The 19,980-nt window shown below is 74.0% G+C and carries 20 protein-coding genes; 15 read left to right on the top strand and 5 right to left on the bottom strand.

Annotation, left to right across the window (positions count from 1 at the left end; translation table 11 throughout):
- Positions 1-124: 124 nt before the first annotated feature.
- The gene (locus tag D5H75_RS06705; protein WP_119925464.1) at positions 125-856 is read right to left on the bottom strand and encodes an SDR family NAD(P)-dependent oxidoreductase; all 732 of its coding nucleotides are present in this window, start codon (positions 854-856) and stop codon (positions 125-127) included.
- Positions 857-957: 101 nt separating this feature from the next.
- On the opposite strand from D5H75_RS06705, the gene D5H75_RS06700 reads away from it, so the two are divergent.
- Entirely contained in the window at positions 958-1,602 is a 645-nt protein-coding gene (locus D5H75_RS06700) for a TetR/AcrR family transcriptional regulator (RefSeq protein ID WP_119925463.1), read from the top strand.
- Between the two features lie 94 nt (positions 1,603-1,696).
- Here D5H75_RS06700 and D5H75_RS06695 read toward each other — a convergent pair whose 3' ends face one another.
- Entirely contained in the window at positions 1,697-2,626 is a 930-nt protein-coding gene (locus D5H75_RS06695; RefSeq protein ID WP_119925462.1) for an NADP-dependent oxidoreductase, read from the bottom strand.
- Positions 2,627-2,710: 84 nt separating this feature from the next.
- Here D5H75_RS06695 and D5H75_RS06690 point away from each other — a divergent pair, with 84 nt between their 5' ends.
- Positions 2,711-3,124 (top strand): winged helix-turn-helix transcriptional regulator, encoded by a 414-nt coding sequence (locus D5H75_RS06690; RefSeq protein ID WP_119925461.1) that lies wholly within the window; start codon positions 2,711-2,713, stop codon positions 3,122-3,124.
- 97 nt (positions 3,125-3,221) lie between these two features.
- On the opposite strand, the gene D5H75_RS06685 is transcribed toward D5H75_RS06690, so the two are convergent.
- The gene (locus tag D5H75_RS06685) at positions 3,222-3,650 is read right to left on the bottom strand and encodes a cupin domain-containing protein (RefSeq protein ID WP_119925460.1); all 429 of its coding nucleotides are present in this window, start codon (positions 3,648-3,650) and stop codon (positions 3,222-3,224) included.
- A gap of 110 nt (positions 3,651-3,760) precedes the next feature.
- Here D5H75_RS06685 and D5H75_RS06680 point away from each other — a divergent pair, with 110 nt between their 5' ends.
- From D5H75_RS06680 to D5H75_RS06625, 12 genes are all read left to right on the top strand, one after another.
- Positions 3,761-5,638 carry an ABC transporter ATP-binding protein gene (locus D5H75_RS06680; RefSeq protein WP_119925459.1) on the top strand — a complete coding sequence of 626 codons (1,878 nt, stop codon included), beginning with the start codon at positions 3,761-3,763 and terminating at the stop codon, positions 5,636-5,638.
- A 173-nt stretch (positions 5,639-5,811) separates the two neighbouring features.
- On the top strand, positions 5,812-7,095 hold the full coding sequence (locus D5H75_RS06675; protein WP_119925458.1) for a hypothetical protein: 1,284 nt from the start codon (positions 5,812-5,814) through the stop codon (positions 7,093-7,095).
- Between the two features lie 345 nt (positions 7,096-7,440).
- The gene (locus D5H75_RS06670) at positions 7,441-8,226 is read left to right on the top strand and encodes an ABC transporter ATP-binding protein (RefSeq protein ID WP_119925457.1); all 786 of its coding nucleotides are present in this window, start codon (positions 7,441-7,443) and stop codon (positions 8,224-8,226) included.
- Between the two features lie 101 nt (positions 8,227-8,327).
- A complete protein-coding gene (locus tag D5H75_RS06665) occupies positions 8,328-9,095 on the top strand; it encodes an ABC transporter ATP-binding protein (RefSeq protein WP_119925456.1) in 768 nt (255 codons plus the stop codon).
- A complete protein-coding gene (locus D5H75_RS06660) occupies positions 9,092-10,948 on the top strand; it encodes an AMP-dependent synthetase/ligase (RefSeq protein WP_119925455.1) in 1,857 nt (618 codons plus the stop codon). The genes D5H75_RS06665 and D5H75_RS06660 overlap by 4 nt, the downstream gene beginning before the upstream one ends.
- A gap of 37 nt (positions 10,949-10,985) precedes the next feature.
- Complete coding sequence (locus tag D5H75_RS06655) at positions 10,986-11,882, top strand: branched-chain amino acid ABC transporter permease (RefSeq protein ID WP_202637895.1); 897 nt, start codon at positions 10,986-10,988, stop codon at positions 11,880-11,882.
- Positions 11,879-13,066: a branched-chain amino acid ABC transporter permease gene (locus tag D5H75_RS06650; RefSeq protein WP_202637894.1), complete on the top strand. Its 1,188-nt coding sequence runs from the start codon at positions 11,879-11,881 to the stop codon at positions 13,064-13,066. Before D5H75_RS06655 ends, D5H75_RS06650 begins: the two co-directional genes overlap by 4 nt.
- A 50-nt stretch (positions 13,067-13,116) precedes the next feature.
- Positions 13,117-14,421, top strand: coding sequence for an ABC transporter substrate-binding protein (locus tag D5H75_RS06645; RefSeq protein ID WP_119925454.1), 1,305 nt, complete (start codon positions 13,117-13,119; stop codon positions 14,419-14,421).
- A gap of 38 nt (positions 14,422-14,459) precedes the next feature.
- The gene (locus tag D5H75_RS06640) at positions 14,460-15,929 is read left to right on the top strand and encodes a glutamate-cysteine ligase family protein (RefSeq protein WP_119925453.1); all 1,470 of its coding nucleotides are present in this window, start codon (positions 14,460-14,462) and stop codon (positions 15,927-15,929) included.
- Positions 15,930-16,109: 180 nt separating this feature from the next.
- Positions 16,110-16,481: a hypothetical protein gene (locus D5H75_RS06635; protein ID WP_119925452.1), complete on the top strand. Its 372-nt coding sequence runs from the start codon at positions 16,110-16,112 to the stop codon at positions 16,479-16,481.
- A 92-nt stretch (positions 16,482-16,573) separates the two neighbouring features.
- Positions 16,574-16,945: a hypothetical protein gene (locus D5H75_RS06630; RefSeq protein ID WP_119925451.1), complete on the top strand. Its 372-nt coding sequence runs from the start codon at positions 16,574-16,576 to the stop codon at positions 16,943-16,945.
- A 48-nt stretch (positions 16,946-16,993) separates the two neighbouring features.
- Entirely contained in the window at positions 16,994-17,350 is a 357-nt protein-coding gene (locus tag D5H75_RS06625) for a hypothetical protein (RefSeq protein WP_147425077.1), read from the top strand.
- A 119-nt stretch (positions 17,351-17,469) separates the two neighbouring features.
- Here D5H75_RS06625 and D5H75_RS06620 read toward each other — a convergent pair whose 3' ends face one another.
- A complete protein-coding gene (locus D5H75_RS06620) occupies positions 17,470-18,579 on the bottom strand; it encodes a ferritin-like domain-containing protein (RefSeq protein WP_242454025.1) in 1,110 nt (369 codons plus the stop codon).
- Positions 18,580-18,687: 108 nt separating this feature from the next.
- On the opposite strand from D5H75_RS06620, the gene D5H75_RS06615 reads away from it, so the two are divergent.
- Entirely contained in the window at positions 18,688-19,338 is a 651-nt protein-coding gene (locus tag D5H75_RS06615) for a TetR/AcrR family transcriptional regulator C-terminal domain-containing protein (RefSeq protein ID WP_119925449.1), read from the top strand.
- 177 nt (positions 19,339-19,515) lie between these two features.
- On the opposite strand, the gene D5H75_RS06610 is transcribed toward D5H75_RS06615, so the two are convergent.
- Complete coding sequence (locus D5H75_RS06610) at positions 19,516-19,950, bottom strand: aggregation-promoting factor C-terminal-like domain-containing protein (RefSeq protein WP_119925448.1); 435 nt, start codon at positions 19,948-19,950, stop codon at positions 19,516-19,518.
- Between the last annotated feature and the right edge of the window lie 30 nt (positions 19,951-19,980).

Here is a 19,980-nt window from a genome sequence, read left to right as displayed (position 1 = left end):
CCCGACTCCCCGAGCCGTCCGGCACGCCCCTGTGGACAACCCGACGATACCCCGCCCGGGTACCGCGCCCGGGCGGGGCCGTACGGCCGGGCCGGGCCCGCCGTACGGCGGGCCCGGGCGGTGATCAGGAGAAGACGCTGAAGGTGGCCTCGGGCGCGGAGCGCTCCGTGCAGAGCTTCCACGCCGCGTCGGCGATGTCGTCGGGGTCGAGGGTCCGGGGCGGGACGCCGCCGAACCTGCCGGGGTCGGACATGACCAGCCGGTGGACGTCGCCGCGCTCGATGACGCCGCCGATGGTGAGGACCCCGGCGTACACCCCCTTCCCGGCCAGGTCGGCGTGGAGCGTCAGGGCGTAGTTGCGCAGCGCCGCCGAGGAGATCGCGAGGTTGCCCAGCGCGGGCAGCGGCATGACCGCGCTGATCCCGGTGGCGAACAGCAGCCCGCCCTCCCCGCGCTCCAGCATGCCCGGCAGCACCCGGCCGGTCACGTCCAGGGCGGGGTAGACCCAGCTCATCGCCCGCCGCGCGCTCTCCGCGTCCGCGCTCGCGATCGGGACCGGGTGGGCGTCGGGGTCGGTCGAGCCCGGGCCGTAGTAGACCAGGTCGATCCGGCCGTGGCGGTCGAGGATCGCGTCCAGGGCGGCCGTGAGGGCGCCGGGGTCGCGCACGTCGGCCGGGAACGACGCGCCCCCGACGCCGGCCTCCGCCAGGGAGGCGAGGTAGGCGCCGTGGCGCGCGCCGGTGCGCGACACGAGGGCGACGTCGTACCCCTCGCGGCCGAAGCGGTGGGCGACGGACATGCCGAGGCCGGGGCCGGCCCCGATCACGACGGCGGTCTTGCGGGAGGAGTCGGGCATGGCTGTGCCTTTCGCTCGGCGGCAATAAATTGAGGGGGATCTCAACTTGATTCCGACCGTAGCATAACCTGAGGCTGCCCTCGATATCGGATGATGGAGCCATGACCACTGGAGGCAGGCGGTTGCGGGCGGACGCCGCGCGCAACCGCGAACGGCTGCTGGACGCCGCGTCGCGGATCGTCGCCGAGCGCGGCGTGGACGCGCCGCTGGAGGAGATCGCCCGCCAGGCGGGCGTGAGCATCGGCACGCTCTACAACCACTTCCCGACGCGGGAGGCGCTCCTCGACGCGGTGCTGGTGGGGCGGCTGGCGTCCCTGGACCGGCTGGGGTCCGAGGCGCTGGCCGCGCCCGACCCGTGGGACGGCTTCGCCGGCTTCGTCGAGGGGCTGTTCGCGCTCCAGGCCGAGAACCACGGGCTGAACGACGCGATCGCCCGGGCCGGGTCGTTCAGCCCCGAGGCGGCGGCCGCGTGCCACCGGGGGTTCCGGCACGTGGATCAGATCATCGCGCGGGCCCGGGAGGCCGGGCGGCTCCGGCCCGACTTCGAGACGGCGGACCTGATCACCCTGGTCTGGGCCGTGTCCCAGGTGATCCGGGAGTCCATGTCCGCCGCCCCGGACGCCTGGCGCCGGTTCCTGGCGTTCTTCCTCGACGGCCTGCGCCCCGGCGCCGCCCGCCCCCTCCCCGTCGAGCCCCTCGGCCCGGACCGGCTCGCCGCCATCCTCGGCCCGCCGCCCGCCACCTGACCGGGCCCGCCGTCCGGCCTGGCCCGCCGTCCGGCCTGGCTCGCCGTACGGCCTGGCCCGCCGCGCGCCAGGCGCCGCACGGATCGGGGCGTGGCTACATCGTGAGGACGAGCTTGCCCGTGACGCGGCCCTTCTCGCCGAGTTCGTGGGCCGCGGCGGCCTCGGCGAGGGGGAACTCCCGCTCCACGTGGACCCGCAGGCGCCCCTCCCCGGCCAGAGCGCCGATCCTCTCCAGCGCCGCGCGGTCCGGCTCGACCTGGAGCGCGCCGTACCGCACGCCCCGCGCCTCCGCCTCGGCCGCGGTCCCCGGCGCGGGCGGCGCGCCGGCGACGAGCAGCCCGCCGCGGCGCAGGACGCGCAGCGAGCGGAGGCTGTAGTCCCCGCCGACGAGGTCGAACACCACGTCCGCGCCCTCCACGGCCGTGGTGAAGTCCGTCGCGGTGTAGTCGATCAGCTCGTCCGCGCCCAGCCCCCGCAGCAGCGCGTGCTTCCCCGCCCGCGCCGTGCCGATCACGTGCGCGCCGCGCGCCTTGGCGATCTGCACGGCCAGGTGGCCCACGCCCCCGCCCGCCGCGTGGACGAGGACGCGGTCGCCCCGCCGTACCTCCGCGAACTCCACCAGGGCCTGCCAGGCGGTGAGGGCGGCCATGGGCAGCGCGGCGGCCTCGGCGTGGGACAGGGCCCGGGGCTTGCGCGCCAGGTCGCGGGGGCGGGCGAGGGTGTACTCGGCATAGGCGGAGGCCCGGTAGGGGAAGGCGACCAGCCCGTGCACCTCGTCGCCCGGCCGGAACCGCGTCACGCCGCGCCCGGCGGCCTCGACGACGCCGGACACGTCCCAGCCCGGGATGAGGGGCGGCCCGCCGATCAGGTCGAACGGCTCGCGCCGCGCCTTCCAGTCGGCGGGGTTCACCCCGGCGGCCAGCACCCGGATCAGCACCTGGTGGAAGGCCGGCTCCGGCCGGTCCACCTCGGCGAGCCGGAGCACCTCGGGGCCGCCGAACGAGTCATGCAGGATCGCGCGCATGGGATCTCCTCTCTCGGTGGTCCCATGCTTCCGACGGCTGGTACCCATTGTGAAGAAGGCACCGGAATGGTATCTAGGTACCTCATGGGTACCTTTCCTGACCTGCGGAAATTCGGCGGCGCGGACGCCTTCCTGCGCGCGTGCAAGCCGAGGGTGGCCATCGAGCTGCTGTCCGACAAGTGGTCGATGCTGGTGCTGGGCGCGCTCCTGTTCGGCCCGCGGCGGTTCGGCGAGCTGCGCCGGATGCTCGACGGGATCACCCCGAAGATGCTGACCCGGACCCTGCGCTCGCTGGAGCGCGACGGCCTCCTCACGCGCACCGTCTACCCGACGGTGCCCATGCGCGTGGAGTACGCCCTGACGGACCTGGGCGAGAGCGCGGCGGGCATGCTCGCGGTGATCACCACCTGGGGCGCCGAGCACGCGGAGGAGATCCTGGCGGCCCGCCGCGCCTACGACGCGCGCCCGCCCGCCGGCGAGACCCCGGTCCCCGCCTGACCGCCGCGTCCAGGGCCGCGTCCGGCCGTACGGCGGCGCGGCCCGCCCGCCCGGCCACCCTTCGAGGGCGGCCGGGCGTCCGGCCGTACGGCGAGGGTCAGGCGGAGACGGTGTCGTAGCGGGCGCGGAGCTCGGCCAGGCGGTCGGGCGTGAGGTCCTCGCCGTTCTCCAGCGCGCGGTGGACGTCGCGGAAGTAGTTCTCGTATCCGGCGGGGGAGAGGAGGAACAGGCAGGAGGCGGGAGTGTCCCCGGCGTTGCGGAAGCCGTGGGCCACCCCGCGCGGCACGTGGACCATGCCGCCCCGGGCCAGGGTGCGGGGCCCGTCGGCGAGGTCGAAGGTGATCTCGCCGGAGAGGACCCAGAAGCCCTCCTCGTGGCCGTGGTGCACGTGCGGCGCCGCGCCCAGCGCGCCGGGCGGCATGTGGTACTCCACGACGGACAGCGCGCCCCCGCTCTGCTTGACCACGTAGTGGCCGGAGGGGGCCCGCAGCCGCTCCCCCTCGCCGGGGGCCAGGATCAGGCTCATGGGGGGCCATCCTGCCAGGCGCTACTCCCGGGGTAGGGGGTGACTCCTCCTCAAGTCGTATCTTCCGCCCACATCGGAACGAGCGGCGGCGCACCGGGCGTTGCCCGGCCGTGGAAGGAACTCGTCCGCGCTGGCGGATCCTGCTCTCGTACGCCCGGCCCCACCGGTGGCGGCTGCTCGGCGGCGGCCTGCTCGGGTTCGCGGGCGGCGTCGCCGGGCTCGCGCAGCCCCTGGTGGCCAAGACGGTGATCGACGCGTTCGGCGGCGGGCAGGGCCTCGCCGGCCCCCTGATCACCCTGGGCGTGCTGGTCGTCGTCGGAGCCGTGATCTCGGCCGCCGGCATGTACGTCCTGGAGCGCACCGGCCAGTCGATCGTCCTGGCCGCGCGGCGGCAGCTCATCGGGCGGATGCTGCGGCTGCCGGTCCCGGAGGTGGACCGGCTCAAGCCGGGCGACCTGCTCTCGCGCGTCAGCTCGGACACGACCCTCCTGCAGACCGTCACCACCAACAGCCTCGTGGACACGGTCAACGGGCTGTTCATCGGCCTCGGCGCGATCATCCTCATGGGGATCATGGACCCGGTGCTGCTCGCCGTGTCGCTGGGCGTGCTGGTCGTGATCGGCGGCGGCGTGATGGTGATCATGCCGAAGATCTCGCGGGCCACCGAGCGCGCCCAGGCCGCCGTGGGCGAGATGGGCGCCACCCTCGAACGCGCGCTCGGGGCGTTCCGCACGGTCAAGGCGAGCGGCATCGAGGCGGCCGAGACCGAGGTCGTCGGGAAGGCCGCCGAGGAGGCCTGGCGGCGCGGCGTGCAGGTCGCCGGATGGACCGCCCTCACCGGCATCGCCGGCGGGCTGGCGATCCAGGTGGCGTTCCTGGCCGTGCTCGGCGTCGGCGGCGCCCGCGTGGCCTCGGGCGCGATGGAGGTCTCCACCCTCGTCGCCTTCCTGCTCTACCTGTTCTACCTGACCGAGCCGATCGCCCAGCTCGTCCAGGCCGCCACCCAGCTCCAGGCGGGCCTTGCCGCGGTCGCCCGCATGCGCGAGATCGAGGACCTGCCCGCCGAGCCCGTCGCCCCCGTCGGCCCCGCTCCCGCCGCCCCCGCCTCCGTCGCCTCCGCGCCCGCCGGTGCGGTACGGCCCGGGCCCGCCGCCCCGGCCGGGGCGCGGGGGGAGGGCCCGGGGCCGCGAGCCACGGCCGGGGACCGCCCCGCCGTACCCGCGGTGCCCGCCGGTCCAGCGGGCGGGCCGGCGTCGGTCCGGTTCGAGGGGGTGGCGTTCCGGTACCGGGAGGACCGGCCCCGGGTGCACGACGGGCTGTCCTTCGAGGTGCCCGCCGGGAGCGTGACGGCGCTGGTGGGCCCGTCGGGGGCGGGCAAGAGCACGGTGTTCGCGCTGCTTGAGCGGTTCTACGAGCCCGAGGAGGGCGCGGTCCTCGTGGACGGCCGCGACGCGCGGGACTGGCCCCTGGCCGAGCTGCGCGGCTCGATGGGGTACGTCGAGCAGGACACGCCGATCCTGGCCGGGACGCTGCGCGACAACCTGGTGCTCGCCGCGCCCGGCGCCACCGAGGACGAGGTGCGCGAGGTCGTCCGCCTGACGCGGCTGGAGCCGCTGGTCGAGCGCCTGCCGGACGGGCTGGACTCGCAGGTCGGGCACCGGGGCACCGCGCTGTCGGGCGGCGAGCGGCAGCGCGTCGCGATCGCCCGCGCGCTGCTGCGCAGGCCGCGGCTGCTGCTGCTCGACGAGGCGACCTCGCAGCTCGACGCGGTCAACGAGCTGGCGATGCGGGACGTCGTGGAGGGGGTCGCGGGGGAGACGACGGTCATGGTCATCGCGCACCGGCTGTCGACCGTGACCAGCGCGGATCAGATCGTTGTGCTGGAAGCCGGGCGGCTGAGGGCCGCGGGGACGCATGATGAGCTTGTGGAGCTCGACGCGCTGTACAGAACCCTGGCCAGCACTCAGCTTCTGGTCAGCCAACATTGACCAGACCCTCAGAAATGGGGGCCATTCAGGCGCCGACTGGACGGATAAAGGGCAGTTAAAGCACCATGTTCCCCATGTCAGACGTTGTCCCACTGCCGCCGTTCGGTGAAGTCTTCTTTGATTCACGGGGTCAGGAGCGTGCGCTACGGGTCACCTGGCACGCCGGAACGCTCGTGCTGAGCCTCTGGCGCGGGGAGGTCTGCGCGGGCAGTTTCCGCATGCCGCTGTCCGACGTGGACCGGCTCCTGGACACCCTGGAGGCGGGCCTGGCCGAGGTCGCCCAGCACGAGGGCGCCCTGCCGGAACCCCAGGAGACCACCGAACTCGCCCACCCGGCCTCGCCGCACACCGGCGAGGGACGGTACGCCGACCTGCCGGTCGCCCGAGGGGCGGCCCCGGCCGCCGCCGGGCCGTCGCCGGACGACACGGCGTTCTTCGACGTGGAGCGCGACCTGCGCGAGTCCGAGCCGGACCTGGTCCCGTTCGCGGCGCGGCAGTCCCCCGAGCCGGGATACGACCCGGTCCTGCCGGTCACCGGCCAGGGCCTCGCCGCCCCGCCGTACTCCCCTCCGCTCTCCCCTCCACCCGACCCGCTGATCCCGGGCCTGGAGTACGACGCGCCGTCCCCGGGCTCCTACGAGCCCGCGTACGACGCGCCGTCTCCCGCGCCCGCCTTCCCGGCCGCGCCGTACGACGGGGGCGCGGGGGCCGCCCCCGCCTACGACGCGCCGCACGGGGCCACCCTGCCCGACACGCCGGTCCCCGCCGCGCCCTACGCCGGCGGCCCGGCCCAGTACGACGGCCCGCCCGTCTCCGCCCACTTCGGCGCCCCGCCCGCGCCGCCCGGCCCCGCCGCGCCGTACGACGAGGCGTCCCAGTACGGCGGCGCCCACTACGGGGACGCCCCGCGGGCCGAGGCCCCGCAGTACGGCGGCCCGCAGTACGCAGACACCCCGGGCTACCCCGACTCCCCGCAGTACCCCGACACACCGCAGTACGGCGGCCCGCAGTACGCGGGCGGGACGCCGTACGGCGAGCCGCAGCAGTACGGCGAGCAGCAGTACGGCGAGCCGCAGCAGTACGGCGAGCCGCCGCAGGCCGGGGACGGGCCGCGCCACGGCCCGGGGTACGACCCGGCTCCCGAGGCGGCGCCGCAGCCTCCGGGCCCCCAGATCGCGGCCGCGCCGGAGGGCACCTGGGACAAGCTGGTCGCCGGCGCCCCGACCCCGCCGCCGGCCCCGGCGGTGGCGCCCGCGCTCGGCGAGCACGACCGGCTCGTCGCCAACCTCGTGGGCCAGGCCCCCGCGCAGCAGCCCGCCGCGCCGGCCCGCCCGGACGAGGAGGACGACGACACCGGCCCCGCGGGGACCGCGATCTTCCAGGTGGACCCGGACCTGTACTCCACCGGGGAGCGCCTGCGCCCCGGCCGCCGGGGGCGCCGCCGCCGCGACGACTGACCCCGCCGCCGCGGCGACCCGGCCCGGCCTCGGCAGGCCGCGGCGACCCGGCCCGGCCTCGGCAGGCCGCGGCGACATGGCCCCGCCGCGGCGAACCGGTCCCGCCGTCACGCCCGGGCGGCGCCCGCCCCCCCGGGCCGTTTCGGCGTGCCCGTGACGTGCGGCGACGCCACATTCCCCTGACCTGCCGGGCTTCGCGGGGCCCTTCCTCCGGACTTGATCCCGTTTTGATCTAGAACGTCGTTCAGATTTCCGGAGACTGGGCCTTGCTGCGCTGATCCCCCGAGGGGACTCTGTTGGGAACGGGGATGCGTGCGCCGGTCCGACGTCCACCCGGGAGCGCCCATGCTGGCGGTGCGGAACCTTGAGGTCGTGTACGACGACGTCATGCTGGTGCTCCGCGGCGTCAGCCTCGACGTCCCCGCGGGCTCCGTGGTGGCCCTGCTCGGCGCGAACGGCGCGGGCAAGACCACGCTGCTGCGCGCGATCTCCGGGCTCCTCGGCGTCCACGACGGGGAGGTCACCAAGGGCGAGGTGACCATCGACGGGGAGCCCGTCCACGCGCTGCGCCCGGCCGCGATCGTGCGCCGGGGCGTCAGCCAGGTGATGGAGGGGCGCCGCGTGCTGGCCGAGCTCACCGTGGAGGAGAACCTCCGCGTGGGCGGCCACACGCGCCCGCGCGAGATCGCCGCGAACCTGGAGCGGGTGTTCGCCCTGTTCCCCGTGCTGGCCGAGCGCAGGCACGGCGTCGCTGGCTACCTGTCGGGCGGGGAGCAGCAGATGCTCGCGCTCGGCCGGGCGCTGATGGCGAGCCCCCGGTACCTCCTGCTCGACGAGCCCAGCCTCGGGCTGGCCCCCGCCCTCGTCCGCCGCATCCGCGACCTCATCGCCGAGATCAACCGCCAGGGCGTGACCGTCCTGCTCGTCGAGCAGAACGCGCGCATGGCCCTGTCGATCGCGAGCCACGGGTACGTCCTGGAGACCGGCCGGGTCGTCATGGACAAGCCCGCCGGGGAACTGCTGCGGGACGAGGACATCCGCGAGTTCTACCTGGGCCTGGGAGCCGAGGGCGCCGACCGGTCCTTCCGCGACGTCAAGCACTACAAGCGCCGGAAGAGGTGGTTGTCCTGAAATCCGACGCCCCGCCCCCCGACGCCCCGCCCCCGGGAGGGCCCGAGCCCCCGGGAGGACCTGAGCCCCCGGGAGGACCTGAGCCCCCGGGACCCGGGCCCGTGCTCGCCGTCGAGGACGTGCACCTGCGCTTCGACGGCGTGACCGCGATCGACGGCGTGTCCTTCGAGGTCGGCCCGGCCGAGCTGTTCGCCGTGATCGGCCCGAACGGCGCAGGGAAGACCTCGGTGTTCAACGTGATCTCCGGCGTCTACCGCCCCCAGCGCGGCCGCGTGCGCTTCCTGGGCGAGGACATCGCCGGCCGCCGCCCCCACCGGATCGCCGCGATGGGCCTGGCGCGCACGTTCCAGAACGTCGAGCTGTTCCACAACCTGACCGTGCTCGACAACCTCATGCTGGGCCGCCACTGCCACTTCCGGTACGGCGCGCTCGCCGCCCTGGCCTGGCTCGGCCGCGCCCGCCGCGAGGAGCTCGCCGCCCGCGCCCGCGCCGAGGACATCGTGGACTTCCTGGAGCTGGAGGCGTGGCGGCGCCACCCGGTGCGGCTGCTGCCGTACGGGATCCAGAAGCGGGTGGAGCTGGGGCGCGCGCTGGCGATGGAGCCCCGGCTGCTGCTGCTCGACGAGCCGGTGGCCGGGATGAACCTGGAGGAGACCGAGGACATGGCCCGGTTCGTGCTCGACGTGCGCGACGAGCTGGGCGTGCCGATGGTGCTCGTGGACCACGACATGGGCCTGGTGATGGATCTGGCCGACCGGGTCCTCGCCCTGGACTTCGGCCGCCCGGTGGCCTGCGGGACGCCCGAGCGCGTCCAGGGCGACCCCGAGGTGATCCGCGCGTACCTCGGCGGAGAGGAGGACCGGTCATGACCGTCACCACCGGCCGCACCGCCGTCACCACGGTCGTCACCCGCGTGCGGGACCGGGCGCGGGCCACGCCGGACCGGGTGGCGCTGCGGGAGAAGGAGTTCGGCGTCTGGCGGGAGGTGACCTGGGCGGAGTACTGGGACCACGTCCTGCTCACCGCCCACGCCCTGCTCGCCCTCGGCGTCGAGCCGGGGGACCGGGTCGCGGTGCACTCGGAGAACCGCCGCGAATGGCTCTACGCCGACCTGGGCGCCGTCGCGATCCGCGCGATCACGACCGGGATGTACCCGACGAGCCCGGCCGCCGAGGTGGCCTACCTGCTCGCCCAGTCCGGCGCGAGGATCCTCGTCGCCGAGGACCAGGAGCAGGTGGACAAGGCGCTGGCCGTGCTCGACCGGTGCCCGGACCTGGAGCGCGTGGTCTACGTCGAGCCGCGCGGGATCCGGGGCCGCTACCACCACCCCAAGCTCATGGGCTGGGACGAGTTCCTGGCCGCCGGCGCGGCCCACCGCGCGGCGCATCCGGGGGCGGTGGAGCGGCGCATGGCGGAGGCGCGGCCGGACGACGTGATGACGCTCATCTACACCTCCGGCACCACCGGGCCGCCCAAGGGCGCGATGCTGACCGTGGCCAACGTCGAGTTCGCGATCCGGACGCTGATCGACGGCGGCGGCTTCACCTCGCCCCCGCCGTCCGAGCGCGACCTGATCCTGTCCTACCTGGCGCTGTGCCACGTCGCCGAGCGGGCGTTCACGACCTGGTTCAACGCCGCCGCCGGGGTGCAGGCCAACTTCGCCGAGTCGATCGAGACCGTGCAGGCGAACCTGCGCGAGGTGCAGCCGACGATCCTGTTCGGCGTGCCCCGCATCTGGGAGAAGGTGCTGGCGGGCGTCAACGTCCGGCTGGAGTCCGCCTCCCCGCTCAAGCGCGTCACCACCCGCTTCTGGCTGCGCGTCGCCGACCGTGTCGGGGACGTCCTGGTGCGCACCGGCGGCCGGCACACCCCGGCGACCCGGATCCTGTACGCCGCCGGCTGGCTCTTCTGCTACCGGGCGCTGCGGGAGCGCCTCGGGATGCGCCGGGTGCGGTACGCCGCGAGCGGGGCGGCCCCGATCGCGCCGGACGTGCTCAAGTTCTACATGGGCATCGGGATCGCGATGCACGAGGTCTACGGCATGACCGAGAACACCGCCGTGGCCACGGCGAACCGGCCGGGGCGGGTGAGGCTGGGCACGGTCGGCGAGCCCCATCCCGGGGTCGAGATCCGGATCGACCCGCTGACCGGCGAGATCCAGACGCGCCACCCCGGGGTGTTCGCGGGGTACTGGCGCCGGCCCGACGCCACCGCGGACGTGCTCGACCCCGACGGCTGGCTGCGCACCGGCGACGTGGGCGAGTGGGTGGACGGCACGCACCTGAAGGTCACCGACCGGATGAAGGACATCCTGATCACCGCGGGCGGCAAGAACATCGCCCCCTCCGAGATCGAGAACGCCCTCAAGGCCTCGCCGTACGTCAAGGAGGCCGTGGTCATCGGGGACCGGCGGCCCTACCTGACGGCGCTGATCGGGATCGAGGCGGACACGGTGGGCGAGTGGGCCAGGCGGCGCGGCCTGGCGTACACCACCTACCGCGACCTGTCGGGCAAGCCCGAGGTCAGGGAGCTGATCCAGGGGGTGGTGACCGAGGTGAACGCGCGGTTCGCCCGGGTCGAGCAGGTCAAGCGGTTCAGCTTCCTGCCCAAGGAGCTCGACCACGAGGACGGCGAGCTGACCGCCACCCAGAAGGTCAAGCGGTCGGCGATCGCCAGGCTCTTCGAGGGCCAGGTCGAGGAGATGTACCGGAGCGGGCGGTGAGCGGGCGACCGCCCCGCCCGGCGGCGGGGAGGCGGCCGTGGACACGCTGAAGGGCCTGCTGGAGAGCCTGGTCCGCGGGCTGGGCAACGGATCGGTGTACGCGCTGCTGGCGCTGGGCTTCGTGATCATCTACAAGGCGACGCGGGTGATCAGCTTCGCGCAGCCCGCGTTCATGATCTGCGGGGCGGTCGCCGTCAGCCACCTCGCGGGCGTGACCGGGTTCTACGCGGCCGTGCTGATCTCCGTGGCCGGCGTCGCGGCGCTCGCGCTCGCCGTCGAGCGCGCCGCCATCCGGCCGATGGTGGGGCGGCCGGTGTTCGTCGTCGCGATCATCACGCTCGGCGTGGACGTCGTGCTCCGGGTGATCGTCAACGGCTTCATCGGGCGCGACGTGCGGCAGGTGGGGGACCCGTGGGGGTTCCGGACGGTGCACCTGGCCGGGATCGGGGTGCAGCAGCGGCACCTGGCGATGCTGGCCGCGGCCGTCGTCGTGCTGCTGGCCGTCTTCGCCTTCTTCCGCCACACGCGGTACGGCCTGGCCATGCGCGCCGCCGCCTACGACCAGGAGGCGGCGCTGGCCCAGGGCGTCTCGGTGGGCATGGTGTTCGCGCTGTCCTGGGCGCTGGCCGGGGGGCTGGCCGCGATCGCCGGGACCTTCGTGGGGACCGGGCAGGGCGTGGACCAGCTCACCTGGATCATCGCGCTCAAGGCCCTCCCGGCGATCATCCTGGGCGGGCTCGACTCGCTCGGCGGCGCGGTCGCCGGGGGCCTGGCGGTGGGCGTCGCCGAGTCCCTGGTGCAGGCCTACCAGCAGCAGCTCGCGCCCTGGCTGGGGCAGAACTTCGCGGTCGTCTCGCCGTACGTGGTGATGCTGGTCGTGCTTCTCGTGCGGCCGTACGGCCTGTTCGGCACCCGGGAGGTCGAGCGCGTATGACCGGACCCAGGACGGCCGAGGCCGCCACCGGGAGCCAGGGCCCGCGGCCCGCCCCCGGCGTCCCGGCGCGGCGGGGAAAGCGGGTGCGGCGCCGGCCGCTGCTCCACACCTCCTACGGGCAGGACATGGCGCTGCTCGACACGCCCGCCAAGCGGCGGTGGACGCTGGCGCTGCTGGCCGTCGCGCTGCTCCTGCCGTACGTGCTGGTGGACGAGATGCTCTCGCTGCTGGCCACCGCGTACGTCGCGGCGATCGGGGCCGTCGGGCTCAACATCGTGACCGGATACGCCGGGCAGGTGTCGCTCGGGCACGCGTTCTTCCTGGCCATCGGCGCGTACACCGCGGCGGCGATCTCCGGCGACCCGGACGGGCGGGTGATCGGCCTGGGCGTGACCAGCATGCTCGTGTGGCTGCCCGCCGCGGGGCTCGCGGCCGCCCTCGCCGGGCTGCTCGTGGCCCCGCTGGCCGTACGGCTGCGCGGGCTCTACCTGGCCGTCGTCACGCTCGGTCTGGTGTTCCTCGGCGAGCACGTGTTCAAGGAGTGGGACCACCTGACCGGAGGGCCCGGGGTGGGGCGGCCCGCGGCGGTGCCCGAGCTGTTCGGGGTGCGGTTCGACCAGGCCGGGCCGCTCGGCAGCCGGGAGCAGCAGCTCTACCTGCTCATGCTCGTGCTGCTGGCGGTCTTCGCGCTCGGGGCGCGGAACCTGGCGCGGTCGCGGGTCGGGCGGGCGTTCGCGGCGGTGCGCGACCGCGACATCGCGGCGGCGGTGATGGGGGTGGACCTGGCGCGGTACAAGGCGCTGGCCTTCGCGATCTCCTCGTTCTACGCCGGATGCGCGGGCGCGCTGCTCTACACGGTCGCCGGGTTCTTCGACCCGGGCTCGTTCAACCTGCTGCTGTCGGTGCAGTTCATCGCGATGGTGCTGATCGGGGGCGTGGCGACGGTGTCCGGGGCGATCGCCGGGGCGCTGTTCATCACGCTGCTGCCGCGCCTGACCCGGGAGCTGCCCGCGCTGGCGCCGTTCATCAGCGGCGACATCACGCGGACCCCCAACGTCTTCCAGGTCGAGACCGTGCTCTACGGCCTGCTGATCATCGTGTTCCTCGTCTTCGAGCCCCGGGGGTTGTTCGGCATCTGGGTCCGGATCCGGAACTACTGGAAGTCCTGGCCCTTCTCCTACTGATCTCCCACGCGGTCCCGCAGGGGCGCGTGCATCCCGGAAGAGAGGGAGAAATGAACAGACGCCACCTCGCGGCGACGGTCGCCGCGCTGGTCCTGCTGCCGATCTCGGCCTGCGGCGTCTTCCGCGGCGGGGGCGGGGAGGGCGAGGGGAAGGGCGGCGCGCCCGCCGCGCCGGGGGTGACGAAGGAGCCCTGCCCGCAGGCCGTGGACAAGGCCAAGGGCTGCATCTACCTCGGCACGATCTCCGACCTGACCTCCGGCCCGTTCGCCGCGCTGGCGGTGCCGATCACCGACGCGCAGAAGGCCTTCTGGAAGCGGGTCAACGCCGCCGGCGGCATCGGCGGGAAGTACGAGGTGGACGTGCAGACCTACGTCCGCGACAACAAGTACAACCCCGAGGTGCACAACCAGGTCTACCAGGAGATCAAGGGCAAGGTGCTCGGCCTGGCCCAGACGCTCGGCTCGCCCACCACCGCCGCGATCATCGCCGACCTGCGGGCGCAGCGCATCGTCTCCGCCCCCGCGTCCTGGACCTCCGCCTGGGAGTTCGAGGACGTGATCATCGAGACCGGCTCGAACTACTGCGTCGAGGCGATGAACTCGGTGGACTACGCCGCCGAGGCGCACAAGGCCAGGAAGGTCATGGCCGTCCACTACGCCGGCGACTACGGCGCGGACGCCGCCGCCGGGGCCAAGGCCGCGGCCGAGGCGGGAAAGCTGGAGTTCTCCGCCGTCGAGACGCCCTCCGGGGCGACCGAGCAGGGCCGCGCGATCGACGAGATCGTCAAGGGGAAGCCCGACGTCGTGATCCTCACCACCGGGCCCGCCGACGCCGCCGCCGTGATCGGCCAGAGCGCCGCGCGCGGATTCCGGGGACGGTTCATCGGCACCGGCCCCACCTGGAACCCCGCCCTGCTCAAGAGCCCGGCCGCTCCCGCGATCAAGGCGCTGTACGAGCAGTCGGCGCCCGGCCTGCCGTACGGCGCGGACACGCCCGGCCACCGGGCGATGCGGCAGGCGCTCGGGAACGTGACCCCCAACGACGGCTACACCTCCGGCTGGGCCTGGGCGTACCCCATGAAGGCCGCGCTGGAGAAGATGGTCGCGGGCGGGAACGTCGGCAGGGCGGGCCTGCTGGCGGCGGTCAAGTCGCTGACCACCGTGGACTACGAGGGCATGCTGCCCCCGGAGGCCGGGAACTTCGCCGCCGACCCGAACACCGCCGTGTTCCGCCAGACGCTGATCAACAAGGTGGACGAGAAGGCCCCGACGGGCGTCTCGGTGGCCCGGGACTTCTTCACCGGCCCCACCGCCAGGGCCTACCGGCTCGACGGACCCTGCTTCAACAAACTGTGAGGAGGCTTTAACCCCGCTTTGCCGGGCAAAGCCAGGGCATGGGTCTCACGATCGACAAGGAGGAGTTCACCGACGCGGAGTACACCGCGTTCGGGGAACGTCTGGACCATAGCCTGGCCGCCCTGCGCGAGCTGCTCGGCCGGCCCGGGTTCGGCGCCGGGCCGGCGAGCCTGGGCGCGGAGCTCGAGCTGTTCCTCGTGGACGGCGAGGAGCGGCCGCTGCCCCGCAACGACGTCGTCCTGGACATCGCCCGCGACGACCGGGTGGTGCCCGAGCTCAGCCGCTTCAACATCGAACTCAACCTCACCCCCCGCGAGCTGTCCGGCCGCCCGTTCGAGGCGCTGGCCGCGGAGATGACCGAGACGATGCACCTGGCGGACCAGGCCGCGCGGCAGTGCGGCGGGCACGTCGTGCCGGTGGGCGTGCTGCCCACGCTGCGGCCCGACCACCTGGCGGCCCCCTTCATCAGCGACGCGCCCCGCTACCGGGCGCTGTCGAACGGGCTGCGGCGGCTGCGGGCCGAGCCGTTCGAGATCCGCATCGAGGGCCAGGACGAGCTGGCCTACCGCGCCGACGACTCCGCGCCCGAGGGGGCGAACACCTCCTGGCAGGTCCACCTGCGGGTGCCGCCGGAGGAGTTCGCCGACTGCTACAACGCCGCGCAGCTCGCGATCGCGCCCGTGCTCGCCGTGTCCGGGAACTCGCCGCTGCTGCTGGGGCGGCGGCTGTGGCACGAGACGCGGATCGCGCTGTTCGAGCAGTCCTCCGACGAGCGCGACCAGATCGCCCGGCGGCGGCGCGTCGCCCGGGTGGCCTTCGGCAGCGGATGGGTGCGGGAGGGCGCGTACGAGCTGTTCGAGGAGGCCGTGCGCGTGCACGAGCCGGTCCTGCCGGTGGTGACAGGCGAGGACCCGCGGGCCGTGGTGCGGGCGGGCGGCGTGCCGGAGCTGGAGGAGCTGCGGCTGCACCAGGGCACCGTGTGGCGCTGGAACCGCGCCGTCTACGACCCCGCGGACGGAGGCCACCTGCGGGTGGAGATGCGCGCCCTGCCCGCCGGCCCCACCGTGCCGGACATGGTGGCCAACGCCGCGTTCCTCCTCGGCCTCACGCTCCACCTGCGGGAGACCGCCCCCGAGTGGACCCGCGTCCTGGGCTTCCAGCAGGCCCACGCCAACTTCTACCGCGCTGCCCGCGACGGCCTGGACGCCGTCCTGGCCTGGCCCACGGCGGGCGAGACGCGCGAGTTCCCCGTCCGCGAGCTGGTGCCCGCCCTGCTGCCCGCCGCCCTGGAGAGCCTGGAGAAGGCCGGGGCCGGCGACGCCCTGGACCACCTCGAACTCGTCCGCGACCGGCTGGCCGCCGGGCGGACCGGCGCCCTCTGGCAGCTCCAGGCGCTGGCCGCCCTCGAACCCGGCCTCGGCCGCGAGGAGGGCGCGCGGGAGCTCATGGCGCGCTACCGCGCCCACTCCGCCACCCACCGCCCCGTCCACACCTGGCCGGTCCCGTGACGCGCCCGCGCGGAGCCGGTACGGCGGGGCGGGCGCCACGCGGGCCGTACGCCGGGGGAGGGCGCGGCGGGAGCCGTACGCCGGGAGTCGCCGGAGGGGCGGGGTTCGTTGAACGGTACGAGATCGTCGATCCGGCCCCCGGGAACCGGGGGCCGGGGTGAGGGGCGAACAGTGAGAACGATGAACCGACGCCTGGCGGCGGCCCTCGCCGCGGCGGCGCTGGCCATGACCGCGACGGCCTGCGGGGTCGAGGCGAACGGCGGCAAGGTCACGGTGTGCGCCGACGTGGGCAGGACCCTCGGCGAGTTCGCCGGCAAGGCCAACGAGTACATCCAGAACCCGGAGAAGTTCGATCAGGCCGCCAAGGACCTCAGCTCGGACCTGGCCGCGGCGGCCGACCGCACGGCGGACAAGAGCCTCAAGCAGCTCCTCGACGACATGGCCGCCACCTGGAACGACTTCGCCGCCGGCGCCTCGGACCCGGCGAAGGTCCAGGACGCGGTGGACAAGGCCCAGGACCACATCCGGCGGCTCAGCGAGCAGTGCACGTGAGCCTTAAGCGGACATAGGTCATAAAACATGGTCAATTCTCCATCCGCCGAGCGGTAGGCTGCGGCCCTGTCGCCCAGCGGATGGAAGAAGAGATGCGCAAGATCCTGGTACGGCCCGGCCTGCTCCTCGCGGGGGCCGCCCTGATGCTCCCCCTCGCCGCCTGCGGAGGTGAGGGGAAGCCCGACGGCGATCTCGCGGCCTGCCTGCAGGCCACCAAGGTGGTCTCGGACGCCGGAGGCCGGCTGGACAAGCTGGGCGAGGACCCGGCCGGGTTCGAGAAGTTCGTCACGGACCTGGACGCCGCGTTCGGGGAGGCGGCCAAGAAGGCGGAGGACCCCGCGCTCCGCAAGACGCTGGAGGACCTGGTGACGCCGCCCAAGTCCTACGAGGCCGAGGCCATGGCCGGCTGGCTCGGCGGCGACTTCGTGAAGATGACCGAGAAGTTCGAGGCCGCCTGCGGCTGATCGGGACCGCTAGGCTGTCCCCACTGTCGTCACCGGATGGAATTCAACATGCGTGCTCTCCTGACCCGCTCCCGCCTGCTCGTCGCCGGCGCGGCGCTCGCCATCCCGCTCGCCGGCTGCGGCGCGGCCGAGAAGGCGTCCGCCTGCGTCGAGGTGACCAAGGTCATGAACGACATGGGCACCGCGATGTCCAGCGCCGGCGCGGACGTCAAGGAACTGGAGAAGATCCTCAAGGACACCGAGGCCAAGCTCGCCGACATCGCCAAGAAGACCGACGACGCCGAGCTCAAGAAGGCGATCGAGGAGCTGGGCAAGCCGCCGAAGTCCGACAGCCCCGAGGCGATCACCGCCTGGGCGGGCGAGTTCAGCCAGAAGGGCGAGAAGCTGGCCCAGGCCTGCACCTGATCGCCCGCCACGCCCCAGGACGCCCGTTCCGGCCCGGCCGGGGCGGGCGTCCGCCGTTCCCGGCCCGGCCCGGCCGTTCCCGGCGGCCCCAGTCGGCCTGGCTGATGGCCTCGGCGGCCTCAGTCGGCCTGGGCGATGGTCTCGGCGACCTCGGCCTTGCGCTCGGACTCCTCGGCGGCGAAGCGCCGTTCGTCGATCTTCTCGGCGATCTCCTCGTCCTGCCTCATGAGGGCGTCGAGGTCCTGCCCGGCCATCTCGAAGACGCCCATGTCGACGTACGCCCGCTGGAGCCGGTCGCTCCACAGGCCGATGTCCTTCACGCAGGGGACGATCCGGCTGAAGAGCAGGTGGCGGAAGGTCTTCAGGTAGGCCGACTCGTCCGTGACCCGCATCGTCTCGTCGACCTCCGCCCTGCTCAGGCCGAGGTTCTCCCACACGTCGCGGCCCCGGATGCGGTCGCGCATGAGGTAGCAGCCCTCGATGACGAACTGCTCGCGCTCACGCAGCTCGGCGTCGGAGAGCTGCTTGTAGTAGTCCCGCAGCGCCATCCGGCCGAAGGCCACGTGCCGCGCCTCGTCCTGCATGACGTACGCGAGGATCTGCTTGGGCAGCGGCTTGGTCGTGATGTCGCGGATGACGCCGAAGGCCGCCAGCGCCAGCCCCTCGATGAGCACCTGCATGCCCAGGTAGGGCATGTCCCAGCGCGAGTCGGAGAGCGTGTCGTCGAGGAGGGCCTTGAGCTGGGCGTTGATCGGGTAGACGAGCCCGATCTTCTCCTGGAGGAAGCGGGCGTACAGCTCGGCGTGCCGCGCCTCGTCCATGGTCTGGGTGGCCGCGTAGAACTTGGAGTCCAGGTCCGGCACCGACTCCACGATCCGCGCCGAGCAGATCATCGCGCCCTGCTCGCCGTGCAGGAACTGGGAGAACTGCCAGGAGGCCTGGTGCCGCCGCACCTCCTTGCGCTCCGCGTCGCTCATGCGCCGCCAGATCGGCGTCTCGTAGATCGCCAGCGACTGGTCGGGGACGCCGAGCACGTCGTACGGGTCCACCTCCAGGTCCCAGTCGATGCGCTTCTGGGCGTCCCACTGCTTGTCCTTGCCCTTCTGGTACAGGGCCAGGAGCCGGTCGCGCCCGTCGTCGTACTCCCACGTGAACCTGGCCGACCCGGCCATCTCCACGTCCCAGGCGGCGTGCTCGACCGGCATGGCGTACAGCTCGTGGGTGGACACGGAACCTCCCGAGGGGGACGTACACCGTACGTACGAAGCCTCGCACGCGGCCCCGGGAGGGTCAATGGTCCATGGAGATCGTCCGCGCGAGGGGTGAGAATGTCGCCCATGGACGTCCCCCGCCCGGCACTCACCCGCGACCGGATCGTCTCCGCGGCGATCGGCCTGATCGAGCGCCGGGGGGCCGAGGCCGTCTCCATGCGCGCGATCGCCGCCGAGCTGGGCGTCGGCGTCATGTCCCTCTACAACCACGTCCCCAGCAAGTCCGCGCTGCTCGACGGGGTGGCCGAGCGCATCCTCGGCGGCGTCGAGTTCGAGGCCGCGCCCGGCGAGCACTGGACCGACCAGGTGCGCGGCCAGTGCCGGGCCTTCCGCCAGATCGCCCTGCACTACCCGCGCTCCACGCTCGTCGTGATGACGCGCCAGCTCCGGGCGCCCAGCGGCCTGCGCCCCGTCGAGCGCGCCCTGGCCACCCTCCGCGAGGCCGGGTTCGCCGGCGAGACCGCCGTGCACGTGTTCCGCGCCGTGATCGCCTACCTGACCGGCTCGCTGCTGCGCGAGGTCGGGGTCACCCCGGCCCTCGCCCCCGCCCCGCGCGACCCCGCCGCGCTGGAGGACGCCGTGGCCGCCGGCTTCCCCCACATCGCCGCGCTCGCGCCCGTCCTCGGCCGCTGCGACCACGCGGCCGAGTTCGAGTTCGGGCTGGAGCTCCTGGTCCGCGCCATCGAGGCCCTGCCCCGCGACGCGGCCCAGGTCTGACCCCGGCGCTTCGCGGGCGCCTCTCCCGTACGGCCCCGCGGGCCCCTCGCCGTACGGCGGCGCGCTCGTGTACGGCGGGGCGGCGGGGCCCGGGTTCGTGAGAGTGCGGGTTCCGGCGGGCGCGGGTCACCGGCGGGCGCGGCCCGGCGGGCGCCCGGCGCGGGCGGCGTGACCGGCTCAGTACCAGTTGTGGGCGGTGAAGAACGCCCAGGCGCGGCAGGGCGTGCCGTACCGCTTCGTCACGTAGGACAGTCCCCAGCGGATCTGCGTCGCGGGGTTCGTGCGCCAGTCGGAGCCGGCGCGGCTCATCTTGGACGCGGGCAGCGCCTGCGGGATGCCGTACGCGCCCGAGGAGCGGTTGACCGCGCGGTGGTTCCAGCCGCTCTCGCGGCTCCAGAGCTTCTCCAGGCAGCGGAACTGGCGCATCGACCAGTCGCGCCGCAGCACCAGGCGCAGCGCGATCAGCTTGTTCCCGGACTTGGCGGCGGGAAGACGGAGCTTCTTGGCCGACGTCGTCCAGACGCCCTTGCGCACGACCGGCCGGGTGTCGGCGGTGGCGGCCGTCGCGGCGGCGCCCGTCAGCATCGCGGCCGCGACCGTGGTCGCGCCCATCCGGAGCAGGCTGCGTTTACCACACAAGAT

This window comes from Bailinhaonella thermotolerans (genome assembly GCF_003594875.1).
Taxonomy (GTDB): Bacteria; Actinomycetota; Actinomycetes; order Streptosporangiales; family Streptosporangiaceae; genus Bailinhaonella; species Bailinhaonella thermotolerans.
This window is presented reverse-complemented; position numbering and strand designations above follow the sequence as displayed.